Source organism: Shewanella carassii, from assembly GCF_002777975.1.
GTDB classification, from domain to species: domain Bacteria; phylum Pseudomonadota; class Gammaproteobacteria; order Enterobacterales; family Shewanellaceae; genus Shewanella; species Shewanella carassii.
The window spans coordinates 425,826-450,232 of sequence record NZ_NGVS01000006.1 but is presented as its reverse complement, the minus strand read 5'-3'; the positions used below and the strand labels follow the sequence as shown (position 1 = coordinate 450,232).

Below are 24,407 nucleotides of genomic sequence, written 5' to 3'. Positions count from 1 at the left end.
GCGCAGGCTTACCGGCCTGGATGCAAAGCAGAGTTCGCAGCAAATGACCTAAGTCTTTTGCGAGAACGCCATAAGCTTCGACTTAAGCTATCGCCAAAAAAGGACCCTAGGGTCCTTTTTTGTTACCTGTCTCACAGCCCTCCCGCCGCCGACAGCTTTTGACACATTTTATTTACAAAAACACATTTATCGGCCGCGGCTTGTCTGGTAATTTAGGCTCAGATTAAGCCTCCAGCATGGATATGCAGAAGATTATGAAGACATTTTTCCGAAGAATAGCACCGCTGCTCATCATAGTGGTCGCCGTGCTCGGCGCCGAACTCCTGATGATGACCAAGCAGGAGCCGGAACAAAAAGCGGAAGAGATCCCGCTGCCAGTGGTCGATGTCACCCAGGTCGAACCGCAAACAATGTCACTCAACCTGCCCTCTTACGGCACAGTCACCCCCAAATACAAGACTCAGCTGGTCAGCGAGGTTCAGGGCCGCATCCTCAGCATAGCCCCGGCCTTTGTGGCCGGAGGCGTGGTGCATCAGGGCGATGAACTGGCGGTGATAGAACCCTCCGACTATGAGGCAGACCTGATGCAGGCCCAGGCGACTCTGGCCCAGGCCAAAGCGGCATTGGATGAAGAAATCGCCCGCGGCGAAGTTGCCAAGATAGAGTTCAGTGGTTATGACAACGGCATGCCACCCGAACTTGGCTTGCGGGTACCTCAGTTGAAGAAAGAGCAAGCCAACGTCAAGTATGCCGAAGCGGCGCTTGCCAGAGCCAAACGCAACCTGGAACGCACCGTCATCCGAGCCCCCTTCGATGCCATAGTGCGTGCCCGCAACGTCGATTTGGGGCAATACGTTTCCATCGGCACCAACCTGGGAGAGCTGTACGACACGGCCGTGGCCGAAGTGCGCCTGCCGCTGGCCAACAAAGACCTGGCCTATCTGGAGTCGGTGGACAACCCTGATACTCAGGTGACCCTGAGCGCCGCCTTAGCGGGTAAAACCGTAACTTGGACCGGCAAGGTAGTACGCAGTGAGGGGGTGATAGATCCAGATAACCGCATGGTCTATCTGGTCGCCGAAGTGCAGGATCCTTATCTTAGAAAACAGAAGCAGAGCGGCCAGTTGCCGCTGAAGTACGGCAGCTTTGTCAACGCCGTGATCAAGGGCCGTACCGTCGATGGCCTGGTAAAACTACCCAGATATATGGTGCGTAATCAGCATGTGGCCGTGATAGACAAGGACAACAAGATAGAGATGCGCCAGGTCAATGTGGTACGCACCGATCTCGAGTATGTCTACATCAAGGACAGCCTTAAAGATGGCGAGCGGGTTTCCAAAACCAACCTTAACAATATGACCAATGGTCAATTGGTGCGGGTCGCCAATGACAAGGACAAAGACGCTTCCCACAGTGAAGAGAGTGATACTCAGGAACAGCGTCTGGCTGCGGCGGGTGAACTCTGATGGAGCAGGAAAAAGGGATCATTGCCTGGTTTACCCGCAACAATGTCGCCGCCAACCTCTTGATGTGGGTTTTGCTGATTGGCGGAATCTTCAGCGCCTTTCTGATCAATAAAGAGATTTTTCCCAGCTTCGAACTCAACTATTTGCGGATCTCGGTCGCCTACCCCGGCGCCGCGCCACAGGAGATTGAAGAAGGGATCACCATCAAGATTGAAGAGGCGATTCAAGACATCAGCGGCATCAAGAAGGTCACCTCGGTTGCCAGTGAAGGGGTGGGCTCGGTCACCATAGAGGTGGAAGACGGCTATGATGCCAAAGAGGTGCTGGATGAGGCCAAACTCAGGGTCGATGCCATCGCCACCTTCCCGGCCAATATCGAAAAACCGGATATTTTCAGGATCAAGCCGGAAAACAACGTTATTTGGGTGTCTGTCTATGGCGACATGACACTGCACGACATGAAAGAACTGGCCAAGGAGATCCGTGATGAGATCACCAACCTGCCAGCGGTGACCCGCGCCGAAGTGACCGGGGTGCGCGACTATGAAATCGGTATCGAAGTCTCGGAAGATAAGCTCAGAGAATACGGCCTCACCTTCACCCAGGTGGCACAGGCAGTGCAAAACACTTCGATAGATCTGCCAGGTGGCTCAATTCGGGCTCAGGACGGTGACATACTTTTGCGTACCAAGGGCCAGGCCTACACGGGAGATGACTTTGCCAACATAGTGGTCAGTACCCGTGCCGATGGTAGCCGGGTGATGCTGCCCATGGTGGCCGAGATCAAGGATGACTTTGAGGAGCGGCTCGAGTACACCCGTTTCGATGGCATGCCGGCGGCCATCATAGAGATCACCAGCATAGACGATCAAAACGCCCTGGCGATTGCCGATCAGGTCAAAGGCTTTATTGCCGAACGTCAGGCCACTCTGCCCACTGGGGCCAAGCTGGACTACTGGGGCGATCTGACCCACTACCTCAAGGGCCGCCTCAACATGATGCTGTCCAACATGTTTATGGGTGCCTTGCTGGTGTTCATTATTCTGGCGCTGTTTCTGGATCTGAAACTGGCCTTCTGGGTCATGCTGGGGCTGCCTGTGTGCTTCCTCGGCGCCATGGCACTGATGCCGATGGAACCTTTTGGCTTGTCAATCAACATGTTGACTCTATTCGCCTTTATTTTGGTGCTGGGGATAGTGGTGGATGATGCGATAGTCATAGGCGAGAGTGCCCATACCGAGGTTGAGCGCCACGGCCACTCGATCACCAATGTGATCCGCGGCGCCAAGAAGGTCGCCATGCCCGCCACTTTCGGGGTGCTGACCACAATTGCCGCCTTTATCCCCATGTTGATGGTGCCAGGTCCCATGGGGATCATCTGGAAATCCATCGGCATGATAGTGATCCTCTGCCTGGCCTTTTCACTGGTAGAGTCCAAGTTCATTCTGCCGGCGCACCTGGCGCACATGAAGCCCAGCAAACCCAATCCTAACCCTGGGCCATTTGGCCGCTTCAAGCGCGCCTTCAACGAAAAAGTGCAGCATTTTATCCACCACAGTTACCGCAACTTTATGGAGCGGATGATCCCCCACAGATATACCCTGGTGGCGGGCTTTATCGGCGTGCTTATTCTGTCGGTCGCCATGGTCACCAGTGGCAAGGTGCGCTGGGTGTTCTTCCCGGATATTCCGTCCGACTTTATCCAGGTCAATCTGGAAATGGATGAAGGCAGCTCAGAGCTCAACACCCTGGATGTGGTACAAAAAATTGAAAACGCCCTCTATTCCATGAACCAGCAGATGGAGTCCGAAATTGGCTACCCTGTGGTGAAGCACAGCTTTATCAATATGAGCAGCCGCACCTCGGCATTTATCTTTGCCGAGCTGACCAAGGGTGAAGACAGGGAAGTAGACGGCGTGACCATAGCCGAGGCCTGGCGCAAGCAGTTACCGGACTTGGTGGCGGTGAAAAAACTCAATATCAATGCCAGTACCAATGATGCCGGCGGCGATATCTCTTTCCGCTTTACCTCCACCGACCTGACTCAGCTGTCTGCGGCCGCCAAAGAACTGAAACAGAAGCTTGCCAGCTATGAAGGTGTTTATGATATTGCCGATAACTTCTCCTCCGGCAGCCATGAAATTCGCCTCAAGATTCGCCCCGAGGCCGAAGCGCTGGGGCTGACGTTATCGGATCTGGCACGCCAGGTACGTTATGGCTTCTATGGTTATGAGGCGCAGCGGATTTTGCGCAACAAGGAAGAGGTCAAGGTAATGGTGCGTTATCCGCTGGAGCAGCGCCGCACCATAGGCCACCTGGAGAACATGATGATCCGCACGCCAAACGGCATGGCGGTGCCCTTCTCTACCGTGGCCGAACTGGAGCTGGGGGAATCTTACTCTTCCATAACCCGGGTGGATGGTCGCAGGGCGATTACCGTAACTGCCAACGCCAACAAGGATAAAGTGGAGCCCTCCAAGGTAGTGCAGGAGATCCAGGAGAAGTTTATGCCCGAGCTCGAGCGCAAATATCCCCATATTTCCGCCAGCCTCGACGGTGCCAGCCAGGATGAACAGGCCGCCATGGTCGGCTTGCTGCAAGGCTTCTTCTTCGCGATATTTACCATCTATGCCTTGATGGCTATTCCGCTCAAGTCCTACAGCCAGCCGCTGATCATCATGTCGGTGATCCCCTTCGGTATGATAGGTGCGCTGTTTGGTCACTTTATTCTGGGGTTGTCCATGAGCATTCTCAGTCTCTGCGGCATCGTTGCTCTGGCTGGGGTAGTGGTGAATGACTCATTGATTTTGGTGGACTTCGTCAACCGTGCCCGAGAGCAGGGCCAATCTGTGGTCAAGGCGGCCATAGATTCGGGCTGTTATCGTTTCCGGGCGATTATTCTCACCTCGCTGACCACTTTTGTCGGCCTGGTGCCCATCATCATGGAGCGCAGCCTGCAGGCACAGATAGTGATCCCCATGGCCACCTCTCTGGCGTTTGGTATTCTGTTCTCCACCCTGGTGACCCTAATCCTGGTGCCCATGCTCTATATCATTCTCGATGATCTGAGCCACAAGAGCCGGGCCCTATACCAGTGGTGGTGGCGCCCGAAAGAGGCCGAGGCCCAGCTAAACGAATCGCAACACTGACTAAGTGATTGAAGGGAGCCCAAAGGCTCCCTTCCCTTATCAGGCAACAAATTCAGACCAATCCGGTCAATACCGGCCCCAAGTAGGGGTTTTCTGATCCTGCTAGCATTTTTCACTGCAGCTCTTGGTTAGACTCAAAGATATATCCTGCATGCCCAATTGAGTCGTTATGAGCAGCACAGCCGCAAAGCAACCCACACTCGTCTATGACATACGCAACAGCCGTTATCTGAATATCACCGGCCGTTGCACCCTGAGATGCCGTTTTTGCCCCAAGCACAACGGCAGCAAGAGTGTTCATGAGTATCAGCTGGATCTCAAGGTCCGCCCCCGCAGCAGCGATATCATTCCGCTACTGGGCGAGGTAACGAGTTTCGATGAATATGTGTTCTGCGGCTATGGTGAGCCGACGCTCAATCTCGACACTTTGCTGGAGGTGGCCCGCGAAATCAAACGCCGCAGCGGTAAGGTCAGAGTCAATACCGATGGCCTCGGCAACCTGTTTCACAGACGCAACATATTGCCGGAACTGGCCGAGTGCGTCGATGCCCTGTCGGTCTCACTCAATGCCAATACAGAAGCGGGTTACATCAAGCACTGTCGCCCACGTCTGGCGGGTTCCTGGGAGGCGGTTAACGCCTTTATCCGCGAAGCGCCCCGTTACATCAAACAGGTACAGGTTTCGGCTCTCGATGGCCTGGAGGGCGTGGATATCGCAGCCTGTCGCAAGATAGTGGAAGACGCCGGTTGCCAATTCAAACACAGGATCCTGGGACAGGTTGGATAATCGATTGGCAACTTGTTTGCCTGCTCGTCCTATGAGGCGAGCCATGCTCCCTAAGTCATCATCAGCACAGCATAAAAGGCAAACAACTGGCGGTGCCCGTGGGGATATTTAATGTTAACATGGGCGCAGATTTTTAATCTGGAGCCAACATAGTTCCATGTTCAAAAAGAATACCGGACTCAAAGACACACCTCTGCTTATCTCGGCTCAGGGCATTCACTGGTCCCGGCAACGTATATTGGCAGTCGCCAGCCAACTGAGCATGCTGGTCATCGCCGTCATTCTCATCACCAATGTGTTGATCACCTTGGGCGAGCGGCGCCTGCAGGAAGAGTGGGCAGTACAAAGATACAGCGAACTGCAAACCGTCGGCGCCCTGCTGGCCGATAAACTTTCCTTCCAACAGTTCCGTACCCAGATGTTTGCCAAGTCTGAGTACCTTGAGCAGTATCTGAATAATCCTGGACACAAAGAATACCTGCGGTTGGTAAAAAGTTGGGACAGCCTGAAACGCAGCACTCCCGAGCTGCTGGATCTGGCGCTATTTGATGCCGATGGCAAGTTTCGTATCGCCACCAGCAACACCTTTGGCAGCATGTCGATGCCGCCGGTCATTCTCAATAACCAGACCAATCTGGGAGGCGATGAGATCTATACTTCGGCACTGGAGTTTGCCCCGGTAGCTGGTCGATTGGAGCCTTATATCTATCAAGTGGCCAGATTGGAAAATCAGGATCAGAGCGTACGTGGTTATCTGGTGACCTATAACTCCATGCTGCGGATGCTGCAGGCAATCAAGCCGGCCTTTTCCAGCAACGCCTCACCGCTGCTGTTATTTGACAATCAGGGCCTGCTTTATGCTGGCGCCTCGGATCTTGAACCACTGGCCAGGCTGCCGGGAACCATGGGTAGCAGCATAAGACAGAGCTATCCGGCACTGTGGAGCAAGATGGCCGCCAGCAACTTCGGTCAATTCCACGGGGAAGATGCCACCTTTGTCTATCTCAAGGTACAGCTGGCTTCGCAAAACGATATCAAGCGTGAGTATCTGCTGCTTTCCTATATTCGCAATCACGACATCGCCTCCCGTTTCTTCCAATGGCGTAACATCCTTTTAGCCTGCGCCGCCATACTGACCATTCTGGCGACCGCGGTTATTCTGCTGGCCCATATGTTCCGCCTCGAACAGCGCGCCAGACAAAACAGTATCGAACTGGCCCGTGGCCTGTTCCGCTCCAACCTGGGTTGTGTGCTGGTCAACCCCAGCGGCCGGATCGTTAGCGCCAATGCCACCGCCGCCCGTACTCTGCAACTCGAGCAGGATGAGCTGCCGGATCGCAGTTTACAACGGATCCTGCAGCTGGAGGATGAGCTCTATTCCACGATAAAACAGCAACTGGCCGATAGTGGCGAGTGGCGCGGCGAAGTACAGCTCGAATCCCTGGCTAACGCCCAGCTCAGATTGCATATCCGCCGCTACAACGCCAGCAGTCAAACTTATCTGCTGATCACCTTTGAAGATATCGGTGAACTGAAACAGGCTCAGCAGGAGGCCTTCCTCAGTAAACTGTTGACCGACAGCAATGTGGCTACCGCCCTGACGACCCCGACTGGCCAACTCCTTAAAATTAATCAAGCCTTCGATAAGCTGATGCAGCTCAACGGCGATCTGGCCCACAACCTGGCGGCTCTATTGGAAAATGATATAGGTAATCAGTGGCAAAGGATCAGCCAGATGGTGAGTATGCAGGGACAGTGGCAAGGGCAAATACTCTGTACCCACAGCCATGGCAGCTGTCTGCAGGCCACGCTCAAGGGCTATCTGGATGAAGACGGTGAGATTGAGTATCTGGTGTGCACCCTGGAGCAGGCAACCCCAAGAGGCAAGATTGAGGCCAGTGGCGATCTGGTGCCGCACCGCAGCACCATCTTGGTGAACCTCAGGGATCTAGACCGCTACTTCAAGTCCATGTCCGAAGAGGAAAAACTGCAGGCCAGTCTGCTGTTGATGGACATCAGTCCCGAGGGCATGCTCAGCCATATGAGCGATATCGGCCAGTTGGAGAACCGCCAACACGAGGTGGAGATGCAGCTGCTCAGGGAGTTGCCCAACAGCTATCAGATGTCCCATTGGCAGTTGGGTAAGCTGATTATCATACTACCGGAAACCGATGCCAATCAGGCGCATCACTATGCGGTCAAGGCGCTGGCCAACTTGGGCGAAAACGGCTTGGCAGAAGGGATCAGCATAGGCATAGCCGCCTATCTGCCGGGCCAGAGCCTGGAGCAGTTCCTCGGCAATGCCGAAGTGGCGCTGAAACGAGCCAAGCAGACGGGTGAACAGAATATCTGCCAGGCCTATACCCGCCAGCTCTGAGATGCCGCTGCCTTTGATAACTTAGGTCAATCGGCGCAAGTTGCTGTCTGCGGCGCTTTTGTTCATGGCATTGTTGTTCATGGCATGGTTTTTCGCGGCGCCGCCCGCTCAGGGCCAAGGCCCGCGGGGTACTGCAATCTTTGCCCGCTAACCTTGAACACCCCGCCGCCTAGGAGTGTGAGCTGTTGGATCAGGCTCTGCAACTCTCAATCCCCCAGCGCTAGCTAAAAAAATCCCCGCAACTTGGCGGGGATTGTTGTTGATGGCGAAGCTTACTTAACGATTTCCATCTCTTGCAGCAAGTTATCTGCATTATCCAGATACTTCATCACCCACAGCATGTAACGGCTGTCCACCTGAATGGAGCGGTTGATGTTATCGTCGTAGTTCCAGTCACCTATGATGCTCTCATAAACACCGTCAAACAGCAGTCCCACCAGCTCGGCGCGGCCATTGAGAGTTGGCGAGCCTGAGTTACCGCCTGTGGTATCCAGAGTTGAGAGGAAGTTGACCGGTACCGAGTCAATATCTTTGAAGTAGAAGTCACCGTATTGCTTGGCCTTGATAAGCTCCAGCTCTTTCTTGGGAGCATCGAAAGGCTCAACCCCGGTGTCTTTCTGCACTATGCCTTCCAGACGAGTGAAAGGTACGGCATAGAGACCATCTTTGGGTGAATAGCCCTTCACATGGCCCACCGTCACCCGCAGGCTGGAGTTGGCATCGGCATACACAGGTTTACCCTGCTCACGGTTGTAAGCAATGATGGCTTCCATGTACTGAGGACGCACCTTCATCAGCTCACCGGCCAACTCTTTCTTTTTCTGCTCCAGCTGCATACCTGTGTCATAGAAGGCCACGGCAAACTGGATCATAGGATCTTTCGAGGCTTTGAAATCGGCAACCGACTTGTCCATCCAGGCCAGACGCACATCTTTGTTATCCAGCTTGGTATTCTTGTACATCTTGTCCAGAGTCTTCTTCAGCTTGGCCTCATCGAGCTTGTTGCCTATGCCGAAATACTTGTCCAGCGCTGGCAGCCGCTCAGACTTGGGCAGCGCCGCATAACGCTTGAGCATCTCAAACACCAGCGCCTTGTCGACACTGGCGGCATAACGGCGATCGATACGCTCCATACCGGCCTTGAAGCGGATCATGTCACGCTCCTGGAAACCCGGCTCACGTTCCATGTCCGGCAGCGCCTTTTCATTGGCCAGCCGATAGAGTTCGCGGGCCGTTGGCAACATAGTGGTATACCCCAGATAGCCCAGGATAATGTCACGCTGCTGATCCGCCTGGCTTTGGGCGACCAGCTTGTCCAGCTGTGCCAACACCTCGCCATACTGGGCCTTGCGGCTGCTGTCGGCATCGATCCAGCTCTTGAGCTTGGCTTCCAGGGCACGCTTGTCTTCCAGCATAGTCGACTTGCCGTAGAACTCGATCATCGAGGTGAAGTTCTTGGCATAGTTGGCCAGACCGGCGATCAGGCTCTCGTACTTGATGCGCTCGTCACTGCCTTCCGGGGCCGTCTCTTTAATGATCTCGATAAAGCGCTCACGCAGCTCCTTGCCTTGTGGATAGGACCACTCAAACTGGTTTTCCACTTCATTGCCGGTGCGGTATCTGTTGGTGCGGCCCGGGTAACCGGCCACCATCACAAAGTCCCCTTCCTTGACCCCTTTGGCCGACACCTTGAGGAAGCTCTTGGGCTCATAAGGTACGTTATCCTTGGAGAAATCGGCCGGCTTACCATTTTTGTTGACATAGGCGCGGTAGAAGGAGAAATCGCCCGTGTGGCGCGGCCACATCCAGTTGTCGACATCACCGCCGTACTTACCCACGCTGGCCGCTGGGTTATACACCAGGCGAACATCACGGATTTCCAGCTGCTTCACCAGATAGTACTCGAGACCACCGTGGAAGCTGTAAACCTGACAGCGATAGCCATCTTCTTTTTCACACTGGGCCACCAGTGACTTCTCGGCCGCCTCGACACCCTTATAGAAAGCATCGCCCTGCTTGTTGTCCAGGCCTTGCTTGACCTTGTCGGTCACATTGGTGACCTCTTCGGTGACATATACCCGCGAGCCCGGAGTTGCCGGCAGTTCTTCGGCAAAGTTTTTCGCCAGGAAGCCATCACGCAGCAGATTCTTCTCCGGGGTGGAGTTGTACTGGATGGAGCCGTAGGCACAGTGATGGTTGGTTACCACCAGGCCTTTGGGCGAAACGAAAGACGCGGTGCAGCCACCCAGGCTTATCACGGCGTTCATCGGGAATTCCGTCAGCTTAGAGATAGACTTGGCGTCTATTTCCAGTCCTTTGGCCTTGAGTTCATCGGCCATGGCTGGCAGTTGGTAGGGCTGCCACATGCCCTCATCGGCCTGAGCACCAAAACTGGTGGCTATGGCCGTTGCAAGTAACCATTTTTTCATTCTAGTAAGTCCATTCGCTGGTATCAGTTCAATTTGTTGTTTTTGTGCAACAAAAAAGCCGGGCACAAGTCCCGACTTTAACACAGACTCCCAAGCGGCTACAGACTCGGAAAAATTCCCTTACAAAGGGCTTAGCTTAGGCCCCCAGCGTCGCATACAGCTGGGCAGCTATAATGCCTATCCCCAGGAGGGCCATCAGTGCCATCGCCGGCTTGCCACCGGCAACTTTGTAACCTTCCGGCGACTCACGCCGCTGTTTCAGCGCTATGGCTATCGGCAGGAAGATGATGATCACCACTAAAGGCACGGCGGCAAAACCCAGCAGCGCTGAAAAACCTTCCGGTAGATACAGGGCGCAGGCCAGCGGCGGAATAAAGGTCAGCAACCAGGTCTGCAAGCGGCCGACAAAGTTACTCTTGGCGCGGATAAGCTCGGCGCTGAAGTCAAACAGGCTCAGGGTCACCCCTAGAAACGAGGTGATCAACGCCAAGTCGGCAAACAGCCCAATGCACTTGCTCACCAAAGGCTGCTCGCTGATAGCCTGCAAGGCACTGATGAGTTTCGACAGTGAACCGCCAAAACCGTAAATGGTATCGCCGCCGACGGTACCCAGGGTTACCAACAGCCAAAGCAGATAGCAGGCCAACGGAATGCCGGAGCCTATCAGCAGCACCTTGCGCAGGGAAACCGTGTCACCATCGAGATAGCGCACCAGAGTGGCAATACAGACATGGAAACCAAAAGAGGTAAACACCACAGGCACGGCGGCTAGCCATATCTTGGCATAGGAATCGGTCGGCGCCTGCTCCAGTAAGGTGTTCATATTCACTTCAGGCAGCAGAAACAGTACCACCAGCACCAGCATGACTATCATGGCAGAAAACAGCCCGCGGGAGAGCTTATCGACCCAACCGACTCCCAAGGCGGCAAAACTGCCCAGAGCCAGGGTAAACAAGAGTACCGCGTCCTGGCCATCCAGGGTCATATCGAACCAGGCCTTGGCCTTGAGCACCAGGAGATCGGCGCCACCGGTCAGATAGGCGGCGGTCAGGGCAAACAGCAGGCTGAGAAAAGCGGCGCTTTGAATCAGTTGCCCCGTCTTACCCAAGGCTTTACCTGTGATGGCATGCAGGTTATCCCCCACGCCGGAGCGCAGGTTGACTTCCAACATCAACAGTGAGGTGTAGGCGGAAATGCCCCAAATGACCAACATCAATAACAGTGCCGGCAGTAAGCCCATGGCAGCCGTTGCCAGTGGCAAGGCCAACATACCGGCGCCAATCGCAGTACCCGCGACTATGGCTATAGAGCCCAATATTTTCAAGTTCACTAAAATTCGTCCTGTTTTTTTGTCTTGTTATCTTTAAGGTCAGATTTAACTCATGGGGAAGGCGAATTGTCAGCGCAGCTGGCAAGCTGTAACGTCTTGGCCGCAGATGAAATTCCGCCTTACGGAGTTTCATTGGCCCCAACAGCTCAGCAAACAGAAGAGGTATGCCACCAAGCCACTGGGGCTAACTAAATCGTGGACAGCGGAATTTGGGACTGCAAAGATGCAAACTCAACACTGAGGCTCTTTCTCAAAAATTGACTTAACCGGGACATTAACAGAGCCACAGCCCTTGGGCAAGCGGGGAAGCGCCGCCACCCTCCTATTTACCATAGCTTTTCTATGGTTATCTGCCAAAAGCCAGTCAAACGGGAACCAAAGCATTGCTTATTGGCCTTGAGTTAAATAGGCCACAGTCTTTGGTAATTGGCTATCCGGCGCTCGTCAGTTAACTAATTCGGACTGTGTTGCCTTAATAAACTTTATCGTTATAATGGCCACCCCTGTCTTAGGGGAGTAGCTAACCTGGGTCCCGCCCAGGGGTAAGCATCAACACACTTGGCCTCATGCCATGGTGCTTACAGCAAGCTTAGGCTTGCCCGGCAAGACCTGAGCACGGTATACCGCACAAATATAAAGGGGTGGGCGGTGGACTGTGCTTGGAATTTTGCCACCCCGAAGGAACGCCCATTTTGGAAGCACTCATCGCCTCAACTCTCACTGTCGCCGTAGCCGAAATCGGTGACAAGACTCAGCTGTTGGCCCTGTTGTTGGCCGCTCGTTTCAAAAACAAGACTGCGATTATCTCAGGGATCCTTGTCGCCACCCTGCTCAATCATTTTGCCGCCGCCTGGCTGGGCCAATGGGCCATGGGCTGGCTCAGCGCCGATATCGGCCGTTACCTTGTTGCTGGCAGTTTCTTTGCCATCGCCCTCTGGGTGCTGGTGCCCGATAAGGTCGATGCCGAAGAAAGCCGCTTCTACCGTTATGGCCCCTTTGTGGCCACTTGTTTACTGTTCTTTATCGCCGAAATGGGTGACAAGACCCAGGTCGCAACCGTGGTACTGTCGGCCAAATACGATAGCCTGCTGATGGTAGTAACAGGCACCACTGTCGGCATGCTGCTGGCGAATGTTCCCGTGGTGCTGGCCGGCCATTTCAGTGCCGACAAGCTGCCTATGACCTGGATCCACAGAGGTTGCGCCCTGCTGTTTGCTCTATTGGGGATAGCCACCCTGCTGTGGGAATAGGGGAACCATTGACAGCGTAAAAGGGGCAGCTCAAGCTGCCCCTGTTATTTCCGGCGTGCCGCTATCAGCTGGCCAGCATCTCTTGCACCCGGCGGCCATAGTCGGCATCGGCCTGACTGAAGTGGCCTATCATTCGCTGCTGCACATCCTGAGTCGCTTGACTCAGAGTACCGCAGATATTGCTAATAAGCCTGGACTTTTCCTCTTCCGGCAACAAGCGGTAAAGATTGCCAGCCTGGGTGTAGTCATCCTGGCCATAACGGCTGTATCTGTCGGCTTCACCATCCAGGCGCAGCGGCGGCTCTTTGAACTCGGTCGCATCCTGCAGGCCGCTTGACTGCGAGTTGGGGCCATAGTTTGCCGACGCATCGCCACCTGTCTGGCTTCCATGGTAAGGGCATTGAGCCCCGGCCATGGCACCGGCACGTTGATGGTGATTGGCCTGAGTCGCATGAGGACAGTTCACCGGCAACTGGTTATAGTTGGCTCCTATCCGATAGCGCTGGGCATCGGCGTAGGCAAACAGGCGAGCCTGCAACATCTTGTCCGGTGACGCGCCAACACCGGGAACCAGATTACTCGGCGCCAGTGCCACCTGCTCTACTTCGGCGAAGTAGTTCTGTGGCAGACGATTGAGCTCCAGTACCCCAACCTCAATCAGTGGGTAGTCCTTATGTGGCCATACCTTGGTCAAATCAAACGGGTTGATATGGTAAGTATTGGCATCGGCTTCCGGCATTATCTGTACCTTGAGCTTCCAACGGGGGAAGTTACCATCCTGGATTGCCGCCACCATGTCACGCTGGGCATGATCCGGATCGATTCCCTTCACCTTGGTGGCCTGCTCTTCAGTCAGGTTGGCTATGCCCTGCTCTGTCTTGAAGTGGAACTTGACCCAGAAGCGCTCACCCTTGGCATTCCAAAATGAGAAGGTGTGCGAGCCAAAGCCATGCATCTGCCGATAGTTGGCCGGAATGCCCCGGTCAGACATCAATACCGTCACCTGATGCAAGGACTCTGGGTTGAGCGACCAGAAGTCCCACATCGCCTGAGGATCTTTCAAATTGGTGTGCGGATTCCGCTTCTGGGTGTGGATGAAGTCAGGAAACTTGATGCCGTCACGCAGGAAGAAGGTGGGGGTGTTATTGCCCACTATGTCGTGATTACCGCGCTTGGTGTAGAAACGCACTCCAAAGCCACGGGGATCACGCTCGGCATCGGCGCTGCCCATCTCACCGCCTACGGTCGAGAAGCGAACAAAGGCCTCAGTCTGGGTGCCAACCCCCTGGAAATGTTCGGCTATGGTGTATTGACTCATATCATTGGTCACTGTGAAGGTGCCGTAAACCCCCGTGCCTTTGGCGTGCACGACCCGCTCAGGGATCCGCTCGCGGTTGAAGTGGGCCAACTTTTCAATCAGGTGCCAGTCCTGCAGCAACAGGGGACCACGCTCTCCGGCGGAGAGGGAATTCTGATCGTCTGCGATGGGGGCGCCGCTCTGGCTGGTGATATATTGCTTCTGACTCATCTCGTGCTCCTTAATCCTTTGTCTCGTTTAACCAGTTTTCAATCACATCATATAAGGTGGCCATAGGTGCTCCCTTGAGCAGTCGTATTGGCGATGTGGTCATCTTAGCCAAACGCAAGAAACAACAAAAACGATTAAAACAAATCAACCACATTCAAAAATTAGATTGATAGCCCTGCAAAGATTGGCTAAGGATTAGGTGGCGTCATTGCCGATGATCATTCAAGCCTCGATGCCTTTTACGTGAAACAAGCAGGCCTCGACAGGCTAAATTCTCAGACAAAGCTAACTTTTTTTAGCATCCTGATGCTCAGAGTTACTTTGAGGATAGCGATAGAGCCGGATCAGATAATAAATATCTATCAGCACAATGAAGAAATTAACCAAAGCCACGGGGTAAGCACCGATGGCCATACCATAGGCAACAAATAAAACCGCTCCCAACAAGTTCCACCAGCGTAGCTTTTTGATATTGGACATCATCAAGGAGATGGCCACCAACACAGACGCTAGATATCCGACCCACTCCCATATATTGATTGTATCCATTCATGCTCCCCTATTTCACAGCAGCGACTGTCTTCAAATCATGACGCCCCTGAATGTCAATTCCCGAACCCTCGCCTATAAGGATAGTCGCTAACAAACAGGAGCAAGAATGAATACTGGTGTTAAAACATCGGCCATGAGCCTGTTGGCAATTGGACCCAATTACAACTCGGCCAGGTTGCCCATGCGGGTGAATTAATCCTGAAAAACAGACTGATACAAGAGGGCTTAATCTATACTTTTACGCAGGCTCAACACTAGCATATGGCCTTAACGCTTAATCACGGCCGCAGTCATACGAGAGATACAGGTCAGCTCTCCGGCGCTGTTATGAATAAGCACTTCCCAGACAGAGCTGCGTTTGCCCAAATGTACCGCTCTGGCGGTTGCCTTGAGCTCACCATTACGGGCTGCCCGCAGGTGATTAGCATTGATCTCCTGACCGACACAATAGTAGTTTTCAAAGTCCACCGCGAAATTGGCTGCGTAACTGGCCACAGTTTCCGCCAACGCCACATTGGCACCGCCATGGACTATTCCAAGCGGATTATGGATGGCCGGAGATGCCGGCATACTGGCCACCATATAGTCATCGCCTATCTCTGTGATACGGATCCCCAGGGTCTGCATCAGGGTGCCCTTGCCACTCATACCAACGTCCAGTTTGGCGCAATCTTCCAGGGTAATGGGGCGGAACCAAATACTCATCTTATTGTTATCCTTAGTACTCCAATTAGGAAAATCAGTGTACTTGCCCTGCCGTACAGAAGTAAACCCGGCCAAAAGGATTGCCTATCAGCCGCTTGAGCCCTTAGGGAAAGCTATTGCATTCACTTCCGGTCAACCCCATTCTGTTTTGAATGATTGACTGAGGCGCAATTATCGCTCCCCGTCATCAAAAATTAATTTTTGTGCGATATGTCTATAAAAAAAGCGGCCGGATGGCCGCTTTACTTGGCTTTAGTTATCAGAATTGAGCAACAACAGGATCAGAGCACAGCTCGGCTTCCAGTTCACAAACCTGATAAGTCACGCTCTCGGCTTCAGTGCTGAAGCGATCACGGAACTGACCATCGTTGGCGGTGGTCGCAACCTGCTCACCATCGCGGAAAATCGCCACTTCATCACCCAGGGCACCATTCCAGCTGACATCGACCATGGCGCTGCCACGACGGGACTTGAGGGCGCGGCTAATATCGGCAGAGATGCTGTGGGCAAATACCTGCACTTCCATGCTGACACTGTCGCTGAGCTCGGTGGCATCGGTCGCGGTCAGGGTCACAGTGTAGGTACCAGCCTCGGCATACACATGTTGAGGGTTTGCCTCACTGGAAACAGAGCCGTCACCGAAATCCCAGTGGTAGCCGGCGATATCATCATTGATATCAGAGCTGCTATTGCTGAAGCTGACGCTCAGACCTTCGGCTTGATAGTCAAAGCCAGCATTGGGCGCGGAAGGACCCGCTTCACCCAGCGCCGTGATCACCATACCCCAGTTGTTCAGGGTGCCGTTGTCACCACCGGCATGGTCAGTCACGCTCAGAGTCCAGGCTCCTTGGGCTATCTCACCGTTGAAGTCACTCAAATCCCAGCTCTTGACGATATCGTCGTTACTGCTGCCTTCGCGATTATGCAACACCACTTCGGTGCCGGATGGCGAAGTCAGGGTCACAGTCAAATCACCAATCCAGGTGTGGCTGATGTTGACGTTGCTGTTGACCCCGAAGATCTGCAGCGGATCGGCGATCTCAATGGTGCTGGTCACTGTGGTGTTATCGGCAATAGCCACCGGGGTATCATTGCTGTATGGGAAGTCGTTCAGCCCTTGAGGGATGATTTCCAGGCTCACCACACTGCTCTTTTCAATACTGCCGTCATTGCCCGACACAGTGATGGCATAATCGCCCCACTGAGTCTCGGCAGTGCTTGCCACGTTCAGGGTAAAGCTGTCACCGGCACCAACGTTGGTGGCAGACAAAGATACCCCTTCCAGAGCGGGTTCTACACTGACACTCAGCTCAACACTGCCATTCCAACCGGCGACACTACCGACACTGAAGTCATAGCTGGTGCTTTCACCGGCTTCAATGGTGCGGGCTGCCGGGGTCACGCTGAAGCGATAACTTGGACTTGGGTTGGCTTGATCGAGCGCGTTGGCCGCGTTCAGACGGGTACCGGCAACACTTTTGCCGGTCATGGCCGCATTGGCATCACCCGAATTCATCAACAGTGCTTTCATCTCCAGTGGAGTCAGATCCGGGTTGATAGACCACACCAAGGCCGCGACACCGCTCACCATAGGCGTAGCCATCGAGGTACCCGAATAGCTCTCGTAGCCGCCACCTGGAACCGTTGACAGAATGGCACTGCCTGGCGCCGCCATGTCTACGCTGGTAGCCCCCCAGTTGGAGAACCAGGAGATACCATCCGAGCTATCGGTACTGGCGATGGACATCACTACGTCCGAGTCATAGTTGGACGGATAATGAGGGCTGGCATCATTGTTTGTGGTGTCGTTACCGGCCGCAGCCAGGAACAGAATACCGGCGTCACCGGCAGTTTCAATGGAATCCTTCAGCGCCTGGCTGAAACCACCGCCACCCCAGGAGTTGTTGGTGGCCTTGATATCGACACCATGATTCACCTTGAGATCAGTCATATAGTCGATACAGGCGATGGCATCGGCGGTAGAACCTGTACCGGCAGGAGTCAGGAACTGACAGCCAATAATAGTCACGTCCCAGTTTACCCCGGCGACACCCAAGCCGTTATTTCCTTTAGCGCCAATTGTCCCGGCCACGTGGGTACCATGACCGTTACCGTCCATAGGATCGCCGTTATTATTGGCCGCACTGAAACCGTGAATATCGTCAATCACACCGTTGCCGTCATCATCTATGCCGTTGCCCGGAATTTCGCCCGGGTTGACCCACATGTTGGCCTGCAGATCAGGATGGCTATAGTCAACCCCGGTGTCGATAACCCCGATGATCACATCCGTGCTGCCAGTGGTGACATCCCAGGCTTCGGGAGCGTCAATATCGGCATCGGCCACACCACCGGTTTGCCCTGTATTGTGCATGCCCCAGAGCTCAGGAAAACGAGGATCATCCGGCATGCCTATGGCGCGCAGAATGTAGTTGGGTTCAGCATATTTAACCGCCGGATGGCTGGAGATCATCTTGATCGCCTGTTCAATATCAGCCCCTTGACGCAGATTCAGCTTTGCCAGACGACCATCGAGCAAGCGGGCAAATTTGTCATCTATACCATCGGCATTGGCATCACGCAGAGTGCCACGAACCAGACGCTGAGCCTCGGTCCGCTCCTCTTTGGTGGCATTATCCTTGTAAACCACCAGGATAGAGTCCTTGGCATAACGGATCTCATTTTTAGCCATTGCGGGCGCGCTACCAAGCGCCATAACCCCAGCGACAGCTACTGCCAATGGCGAGAATTTTTTCAACATATTCGGGCTTCCTATAGTCCTTATAATCCCTTGTTATCCGGAACGGCTTATGTCGTTGGCAGCGCCTTTAAGCACCAGCGAAACAATAACCAACGAGAAAATCCGGCGTTTATTTATTGCAAATAGATTGTTACCGCAATGAAAACAATAGAGAAAGCATCAAATCGTAAAATACGACTTTGCTACTAGACGGGTTAGGTATGCTCAATCTTAAAAATTACCAAACACAATTCACAACACACTGTTTTAAATGAAAATTTAAAATTAACTCCTTATTGCAAAAAGCAATATCGACTAAAGCCTAAATAGCCTTTAACTCCGATTGCGGCACCGGCTCCAGGCGCGTAACTTTTGTTGCTGATTTGTACCACTCTGGTTCAGTCAAGGATATGTACGAAAAGGAGTCTTAGGTGTCGGTACTCGCAAAAATCCTGTTTGGTTCGGCCGTTTTGTTGACCAGTCTTGGTTCAACAGCGACAGAGCGCCAGGTAAATGCACTACAGGAGTTGCCAGTCACCCTCCAGACACTGCTGGAAACTCAGGGACGCGATAATTTAGTCAACCTGATGCAACAAGGCAGTTTCAACCAAGCCATCATAGTTCAAGCCGGAATTGACAACAGCGCCATCCTTACCCAAGTCGGATTGGGTAATCAGGCACAGGTAATACAACTCGGGGTCAATAATCAGGTTGAAATGATGCAGGTGGGTGACGCCAATAAGGCAAACATCACTCAAATAGGCAATGACAATCTGGTGCAACTCAACCAGCTTGGCAGTGCCAATTTTTCGATACAACAAATTGCCGATGCAGCCACTATCAGCATCACGCAGTATTAAAAACACAGGGAGCGTTTAATGAAATCTCAAGCTAAAAAGTCACTAATTGCACTGGCTATCACAGCGGGTCTGGGTATGAGTGCTCAAGCCTTTGCCGGTAGCGTCAATGAAATCTCAGTTAATCAGCAAAGCTACGGTGCTGCAGGTCAGGAAGTCTATGCCGAGCAAACCGGCATTCTGAATCTGGCTGAGATCAACCAGGAAGGTTCTACCCAAGAAGCCACTGTGGTTCAGAACGGTGTTTGGCACGAAGCCTATGTTGACTCCAAGGGCGATGAAAACATTGTCACAGTGACTCAGAATGAAGATTGGCATGTAGCCAGCGTCGATGTGGATGGTAACGTCAACACTGCAACTGTCGTTCAATCCGGTTTCTTCAACGAAGCCAATGTTGAACTGATAGGTGACAACAACAGCGCCGAAGTAAACCAGAACGGTGACACCAACTTTGCAGTATTCCGTGTCAACGGCAACGACAACTCTGGCTATATCAGCCAGAACGGTAATAACAACGAAGCCGGCATGATAGCCGTTGATTTCAGCCCTAACGTAGGCAACGGCAACTCAGTAACTGTAATGCAAGAAGGTAACGCCAACATAGGTGGCGTTCGCGGTGTTGCCGGTGACAACAACAGCATCGAAATCGACCAGTCAGGCGATCTGAACACTGGTTTTGTTTATGCTCTGTCCGGCTCTGAGAACGGTATCGAAATGGTACAAACTGGTACCGCCAACACCGCAGTACTCGAATTCACCACAGGTGATGACAACGATGTTGAAATCCGCCAGACAGGCGACAACAACACCGTTGGCGATCTGCTGGTTGCCGATATCCAAGGTAGTGATAACGTCGTCGATATCCAACAAGACGGCGATACCAACGGCGTTGAATTCCAAATCTGGGGTAACGACAACGATATCGACCTGGAACAGGATGGCAGCACCAACTTCGCCACTGCCGCCGCCTATGGCACAGACAACAGCATGGACCTGACCTCACAGGGCGATTACAACGAACTGGTTGCCTTCACCACTGGCGAAGACAACCAGATCGAAATCCATCAGGAAGGCACTGAAAACTTTGCCTATGCCGAACTGGAAGGCGATAACAACGAAGTGGATATGGAGCAAGATGGCAGCGCCAACGAAGCTCTGGTCACTGTTGTTGGCTACAACAATACCGACATCGAAACCACTCAAAGCGGTGACCTCAACCTGGTTGATCTGCTGATCCTCGGTGATGACAACCTGGCTCAAGTCGTTCAAAGCGGCGACAACAACTGGGTGAGCGGTGTTGATGGCGGCGCCTTCGCCGTGGTTGGTACAGGTAACAGCCTGATGATCACCCAAAGCGGTAACGAAAACCTGGTTGTCGGTTCTCAAGCCGGTGCCAACAACGCTATCAGCGTAACCCAAAGCGGTGACTACAACGTTGCCACTGTGATCCAGAACTAATCACTCTGGTGCTTTATGCGAAAGGGAGCCTCTTGGCTCCCTTTTTGTTTGCCCAATTGCCAACTGAGCGTGAGTCATTATAGCTTGAAAACTCATGGTTCCAGCGGTTTCCTAGAACCCCCATACCATAAGCATCGAATAGAAACGCGAGTACTCACTGCTGGCACAGTGGCTATCATGGCTTTGAACCAAATCTCACTAATAAACCTGGTTTTAGCTGCCAGCTAAGTTGCAGCCCATCACCTGCGGTGCGCCTCTCGCACAGGCGATCCTGTGACACGGCGAGAGTTGCGCAGCAACATACTTTCGAGCGCGAGCCAGGGACGGTGAGCTGGCCGTTAAACAGGGAAGTTGTTGTGAACCCATCCCTTATCTCCATGGATGGAGTGTATGCCGACATTTGTTTGGAACAAATGCGGTGGTAGCCTCGACGAAAACATCTGACCTACATGGACGTAGGAAATGCCGAATTTGTCAGGAACAAAATTCGGCCCTGTTTTCGACGGTCACAGTTCCGCCTGTGCCTGGAAAATAGGCGTATGTCTGCAGGTATATAGGTAGCTTCAAACAAGTTAGCTCTCACAGAATTGCTCCAATCCCTCCTCGGTGTCGCCGACAGCCGTTGGCGCAAATAACGTAGCTGAGGGCGAACGTTCGCCGGTGACGAGTGTGCTCATGAGCGCAAGCTATGGACAGATTGGAATGCTTAAGCCCCACGACTTCAGGTCGCAGGCACAGCGGCCATCATAGCTTTGGCTGAAAGCCATTACCGAGACGCAAAACAGCGCCAAGTAGCGGCGATGCGGCACTCTGAGAGGAATTTTCCACTGACTTGGTTTACATAAAAGCCATCAAAGCATACACAAGCCCCATTAGGGGCCGAGTTCCACTTGGATATGACGCCAACTCAACTGATGAGATCGAAATGGCTCTGATAGGTTTGGACCCAACGCAATAATTCGACTCGATTACGAGATTGCGTCTTACGGAAAATTGATGAGATATGTGCCTTGACCGTATGCTCACTGATACACAGACGTTGGGCTATCTCTTTATTGCGGGCACCGCTGGAAACCAGTTGAATAATGGTACGCTCACGCCGAGTCAACATCTGCAGCATGGAAACCGTATCGGCGGATATCTCATTACCAGCATCCAATGTCTTGACCAGCTTGCGGAACATCTTGCTGATAAGAGTTCTGTCGTACCAGAGTTCATCGGCCACCATCTTGCGCAGGCCAGTAAGCATAAGATCGATGCGTTGATCTGAATAAAGCACCCCACGGATCCCCAGCAACATGGCAGATTCCTGATCCAGTGACCCCCTGGCAACCTGATAGAGGGCAACTGGCACATGGGACACCAGGCGACCAGCCAATAAGGGGATCCCCTTATTGTCCAAAGCGGACCCCTTCTGAGATATTAGATAGAAAGTACTATCGTTTTTCTGCGGTTCCAACTGCTCCGGATGGCGGATAATGCGGGTTTTGAGACCGATTGACTCGGCCAAAATGGCTAAATGACAAGGGGCGGCCACCTGATTTATAAAAACCAACTCATTGATACTACTCATATTTACTCTTCTCCCTGAAAAGTCTCACTCATACCCCTAAAGGGGTAACTTCCTTAATCAACTGACATGAGCTTATACAAAATGTATTGGATGATTCTGACCCGATAGTGTCAGTTTTTCATCACCATAAAGTATGATTCTAACAACCTTTAATCGTATTACCAGATGAAATCTTGTAAAGATAACAGACGAAAGTCTGAGCCATGCCTATCAATCACCAACAAAGCGCTTCAATTGACGGTCATGAAATGAGGATAAAACCATCAAAGCGGCGAGGGCACCGACCAAGGCCATCAGCATATCCGATTGAGTATCCCAGACATAGCCCTGGGTACCGAGAAAAGCCTCGGCGCCGGTTCCGGTAGCAACGGCTACCCACCATTCAATCAATTCATAAAAGGCCGACAAGGCCAGAGCGAAACAACTGACCAGAAAGGTACACCAGCCACCCGGCTTCACAGCTTGATTACGCAGTAGTATCTCCCTGGCAATCATGGCCGGGATAAACCCTTGCGCCAAGTGACCCAACTTATCGTAGTTATTGCGCTCAGAGCCCATCCACTGCGCCAAAGTATCAAACAACGGCACCTCGGCATAAGTGTAGTGAGCCCCAACAAACAGGATCAGGCAGTGCACCAAGATCAAGCCATAGACCAGTGTGGTCAGCGGAAAACGTTTGCGGGTAAAAAACAGTATCGGCAGCGCCAGCATTCCCGGCAATGCCTCCAACCACCAAGTAAAATCATCCTTGGGAGCAATGGCCGACCAGATAAGTACTGCAAAATAAATAACCAGCCAAATAATCGTGTTTTTCAAGCCACTTTTCCTTTACCTGTGATTGTTCTCAATTAGGAATAAATACTTTAGCCATCTAGCCCTCCACTTCATCTTAAAAAAGTGCTACTTTGATTGGGCATGAGCGAAAGCATCATAGCATACGTACATTAGTTATTAATCAAGAGGGTACCTATATCATGGCGAAACACTCGCTGGACAAGGATAAAATTAAAATCCTGTTGTTGGAAGGCGTCCACCAATCAGCCGTCGATGTGCTGGAACGGGCTGGCTACACCAATATCGAGTATCACAAGGCATCACTCTCCGGCGCTGAGCTGCAGCAGTCGATCAAAGATGCCCATTTCGTCGGAATCCGCTCCCGTACCCAACTGACCCAAGAAGTATTACAGCAAGCCGAAAAGCTGGTTGCCATTGGATGTTTCTGTATCGGCACCAACCAGGTCGACCTCAAAGCCGCCGAGCAACTGGGTATTCCGGTATTCAACGCACCCTTCTCCAATACCCGCAGCGTGGCCGAACTGGTACTCGGTGAAATCATCATGCTGCTGCGCGGTATTCCGCAGCGCAACGCCCTTGCCCATCGCGGTGGCTGGCTCAAGAGCGCCAATGGCAGCTTCGAAGCCCGCGGTAAGACCCTGGGGGTCATAGGTTATGGCCATATCGGCACCCAGCTTGGGATACTCGCCGAAACCCTGGGGATGAAAGTGATCTTCTTCGATATCGAAGACAAACTGCCGCTGGGTAACGCTCAGCAAGTACACTCAATGGAACAGTTGTTGTCTCAGGCCGATGTGGTCAGCCTGCATGTGCCTGAAACACCACAGACCAAAGAGATGATTGCCCAAGCTGAGCTGGCCATGATGCGCAAAGGCAGCATATTGATCAACGCTTCTCGTGGCACAGTGGTAGATATCGATGCTCTGGCGGTAGCCCTCAAGGAGCAACAGTTGGCGGGCGCCGCTATCGACGTGTTCCCGGTTGAGCCCAAGTCCAACACAGATGAATTCCAAAGCCCGCTGCGCGGCCTGGACAATGTGTTACTGACCCCACACATAGGCGGCAGCACAGAAGAAGCCCAGGAAAACATTGGTATTGAGGTTGCCGGTAAGCTGGCCAAATACTCAGACAACGGCTCTACCCTGTCGGCGGTCAACTTCCCGGAAGTATCGCTGCCACAGCATAAAGATGCCTCCCGTCTGCTGCATATTCACCACAACCGCCCAGGTATTCTGATCAAGATTAACCAGGCGTTCTCGGAGAAAGGTATCAACATCTCCGCCCAGTATCTGCAAACCACGCCGACCATAGGTTATGTGGTAATGGAAGTGGATACCACTCAGGCGGAAGAAGCCCTGACAGAACTCAAGTCTATTGAAGGTACTATCCGTACTCGTTTGCTGTTCTGATT

At 52.9% G+C, this 24,407-nt stretch carries 16 protein-coding genes and 1 riboswitch; of the genes, 8 read left to right on the top strand and 8 right to left on the bottom strand.

All coding sequences use genetic code 11. The annotated features are described in order from the left end of the window. Positions 1 to 251 precede the first annotated feature (251 nt). From CBE72_RS04990 to CBE72_RS04975, 4 genes are all read left to right on the top strand, one after another. Positions 252 to 1,466: an efflux RND transporter periplasmic adaptor subunit gene (locus CBE72_RS04990; protein ID WP_100142648.1), complete on the top strand. Its 1,215-nt coding sequence runs from the start codon at positions 252 to 254 to the stop codon at positions 1,464 to 1,466. Beyond that, positions 1,466 to 4,615, top strand: coding sequence for an efflux RND transporter permease subunit (locus tag CBE72_RS04985; protein WP_100142566.1), 3,150 nt, complete (start codon positions 1,466 to 1,468; stop codon positions 4,613 to 4,615). The genes CBE72_RS04990 and CBE72_RS04985 overlap by 1 nt, the downstream gene beginning before the upstream one ends. Positions 4,616 to 4,784: 169 nt before the next feature. Beyond that, a complete protein-coding gene (locus CBE72_RS04980; protein ID WP_100142565.1) occupies positions 4,785 to 5,402 on the top strand; it encodes a TatD family nuclease-associated radical SAM protein in 618 nt (205 codons plus the stop codon). Positions 5,403 to 5,559: 157 nt separating this feature from the next. Then, a complete protein-coding gene (locus CBE72_RS04975) occupies positions 5,560 to 7,779 on the top strand; it encodes a PAS domain-containing protein (protein ID WP_100142564.1) in 2,220 nt (739 codons plus the stop codon). Positions 7,780 to 8,051: 272 nt separating this feature from the next. On the opposite strand, the gene CBE72_RS04970 is transcribed toward CBE72_RS04975, so the two are convergent. Then, complete coding sequence (locus CBE72_RS04970; protein ID WP_100142563.1) at positions 8,052 to 10,208, bottom strand: S46 family peptidase; 2,157 nt, start codon at positions 10,206 to 10,208, stop codon at positions 8,052 to 8,054. Positions 10,209 to 10,344: 136 nt separating this feature from the next. Then, complete coding sequence (locus CBE72_RS04965) at positions 10,345 to 11,538, bottom strand: aromatic amino acid transport family protein (RefSeq protein ID WP_100142562.1); 1,194 nt, start codon at positions 11,536 to 11,538, stop codon at positions 10,345 to 10,347. A 499-nt stretch (positions 11,539 to 12,037) separates the two neighbouring features. Further along, positions 12,038 to 12,139, top strand: a riboswitch (yybP-ykoY riboswitch). A 91-nt stretch (positions 12,140 to 12,230) separates the two neighbouring features. On the opposite strand from CBE72_RS04965, the gene CBE72_RS04960 reads away from it, so the two are divergent. Then, on the top strand, positions 12,231 to 12,788 hold the full coding sequence (locus CBE72_RS04960) for a TMEM165/GDT1 family protein (RefSeq protein WP_044735108.1): 558 nt from the start codon (positions 12,231 to 12,233) through the stop codon (positions 12,786 to 12,788). A gap of 64 nt (positions 12,789 to 12,852) precedes the next feature. Here CBE72_RS04960 and katB read toward each other — a convergent pair whose 3' ends face one another. From katB to CBE72_RS04940, 4 genes are all read right to left on the bottom strand, one after another. Then, a complete protein-coding gene (katB, locus tag CBE72_RS04955) occupies positions 12,853 to 14,316 on the bottom strand; it encodes a catalase KatB (protein ID WP_100142561.1) in 1,464 nt (487 codons plus the stop codon). Positions 14,317 to 14,601: 285 nt separating this feature from the next. Beyond that, positions 14,602 to 14,865 (bottom strand): YgjV family protein, encoded by a 264-nt coding sequence (locus CBE72_RS04950; protein WP_100142560.1) that lies wholly within the window; start codon positions 14,863 to 14,865, stop codon positions 14,602 to 14,604. Positions 14,866 to 15,135: 270 nt separating this feature from the next. Continuing rightward, the gene (locus CBE72_RS04945; protein WP_039035581.1) at positions 15,136 to 15,573 is read right to left on the bottom strand and encodes a PaaI family thioesterase; all 438 of its coding nucleotides are present in this window, start codon (positions 15,571 to 15,573) and stop codon (positions 15,136 to 15,138) included. A gap of 259 nt (positions 15,574 to 15,832) precedes the next feature. Further along, positions 15,833 to 18,334 carry a S8 family serine peptidase gene (locus tag CBE72_RS04940; protein WP_100142559.1) on the bottom strand — a complete coding sequence of 834 codons (2,502 nt, stop codon included), beginning with the start codon at positions 18,332 to 18,334 and terminating at the stop codon, positions 15,833 to 15,835. Positions 18,335 to 18,744: 410 nt separating this feature from the next. On the opposite strand from CBE72_RS04940, the gene CBE72_RS04935 reads away from it, so the two are divergent. Continuing rightward, positions 18,745 to 19,173 (top strand): curlin, encoded by a 429-nt coding sequence (locus CBE72_RS04935; protein ID WP_373289234.1) that lies wholly within the window; start codon positions 18,745 to 18,747, stop codon positions 19,171 to 19,173. An 18-nt stretch (positions 19,174 to 19,191) separates the two neighbouring features. After that, positions 19,192 to 20,628 carry a curlin gene (locus CBE72_RS04930; protein ID WP_100142558.1) on the top strand — a complete coding sequence of 479 codons (1,437 nt, stop codon included), beginning with the start codon at positions 19,192 to 19,194 and terminating at the stop codon, positions 20,626 to 20,628. 907 nt (positions 20,629 to 21,535) lie between these two features. Here the strand turns inward: CBE72_RS04930 and CBE72_RS04925 are convergent. Further along, positions 21,536 to 22,201: a helix-turn-helix transcriptional regulator gene (locus CBE72_RS04925; RefSeq protein ID WP_100142557.1), complete on the bottom strand. Its 666-nt coding sequence runs from the start codon at positions 22,199 to 22,201 to the stop codon at positions 21,536 to 21,538. A gap of 210 nt (positions 22,202 to 22,411) precedes the next feature. After that, complete coding sequence (locus CBE72_RS04920; protein WP_100142556.1) at positions 22,412 to 23,017, bottom strand: DUF2238 domain-containing protein; 606 nt, start codon at positions 23,015 to 23,017, stop codon at positions 22,412 to 22,414. Positions 23,018 to 23,175: 158 nt separating this feature from the next. Between CBE72_RS04920 and serA the strand changes: the two genes are divergently transcribed. Next, positions 23,176 to 24,405 carry a phosphoglycerate dehydrogenase gene (gene serA / locus CBE72_RS04915; RefSeq protein ID WP_100142555.1) on the top strand — a complete coding sequence of 410 codons (1,230 nt, stop codon included), beginning with the start codon at positions 23,176 to 23,178 and terminating at the stop codon, positions 24,403 to 24,405. The last annotated feature ends 2 nt before the right edge of the window (positions 24,406 to 24,407 follow it).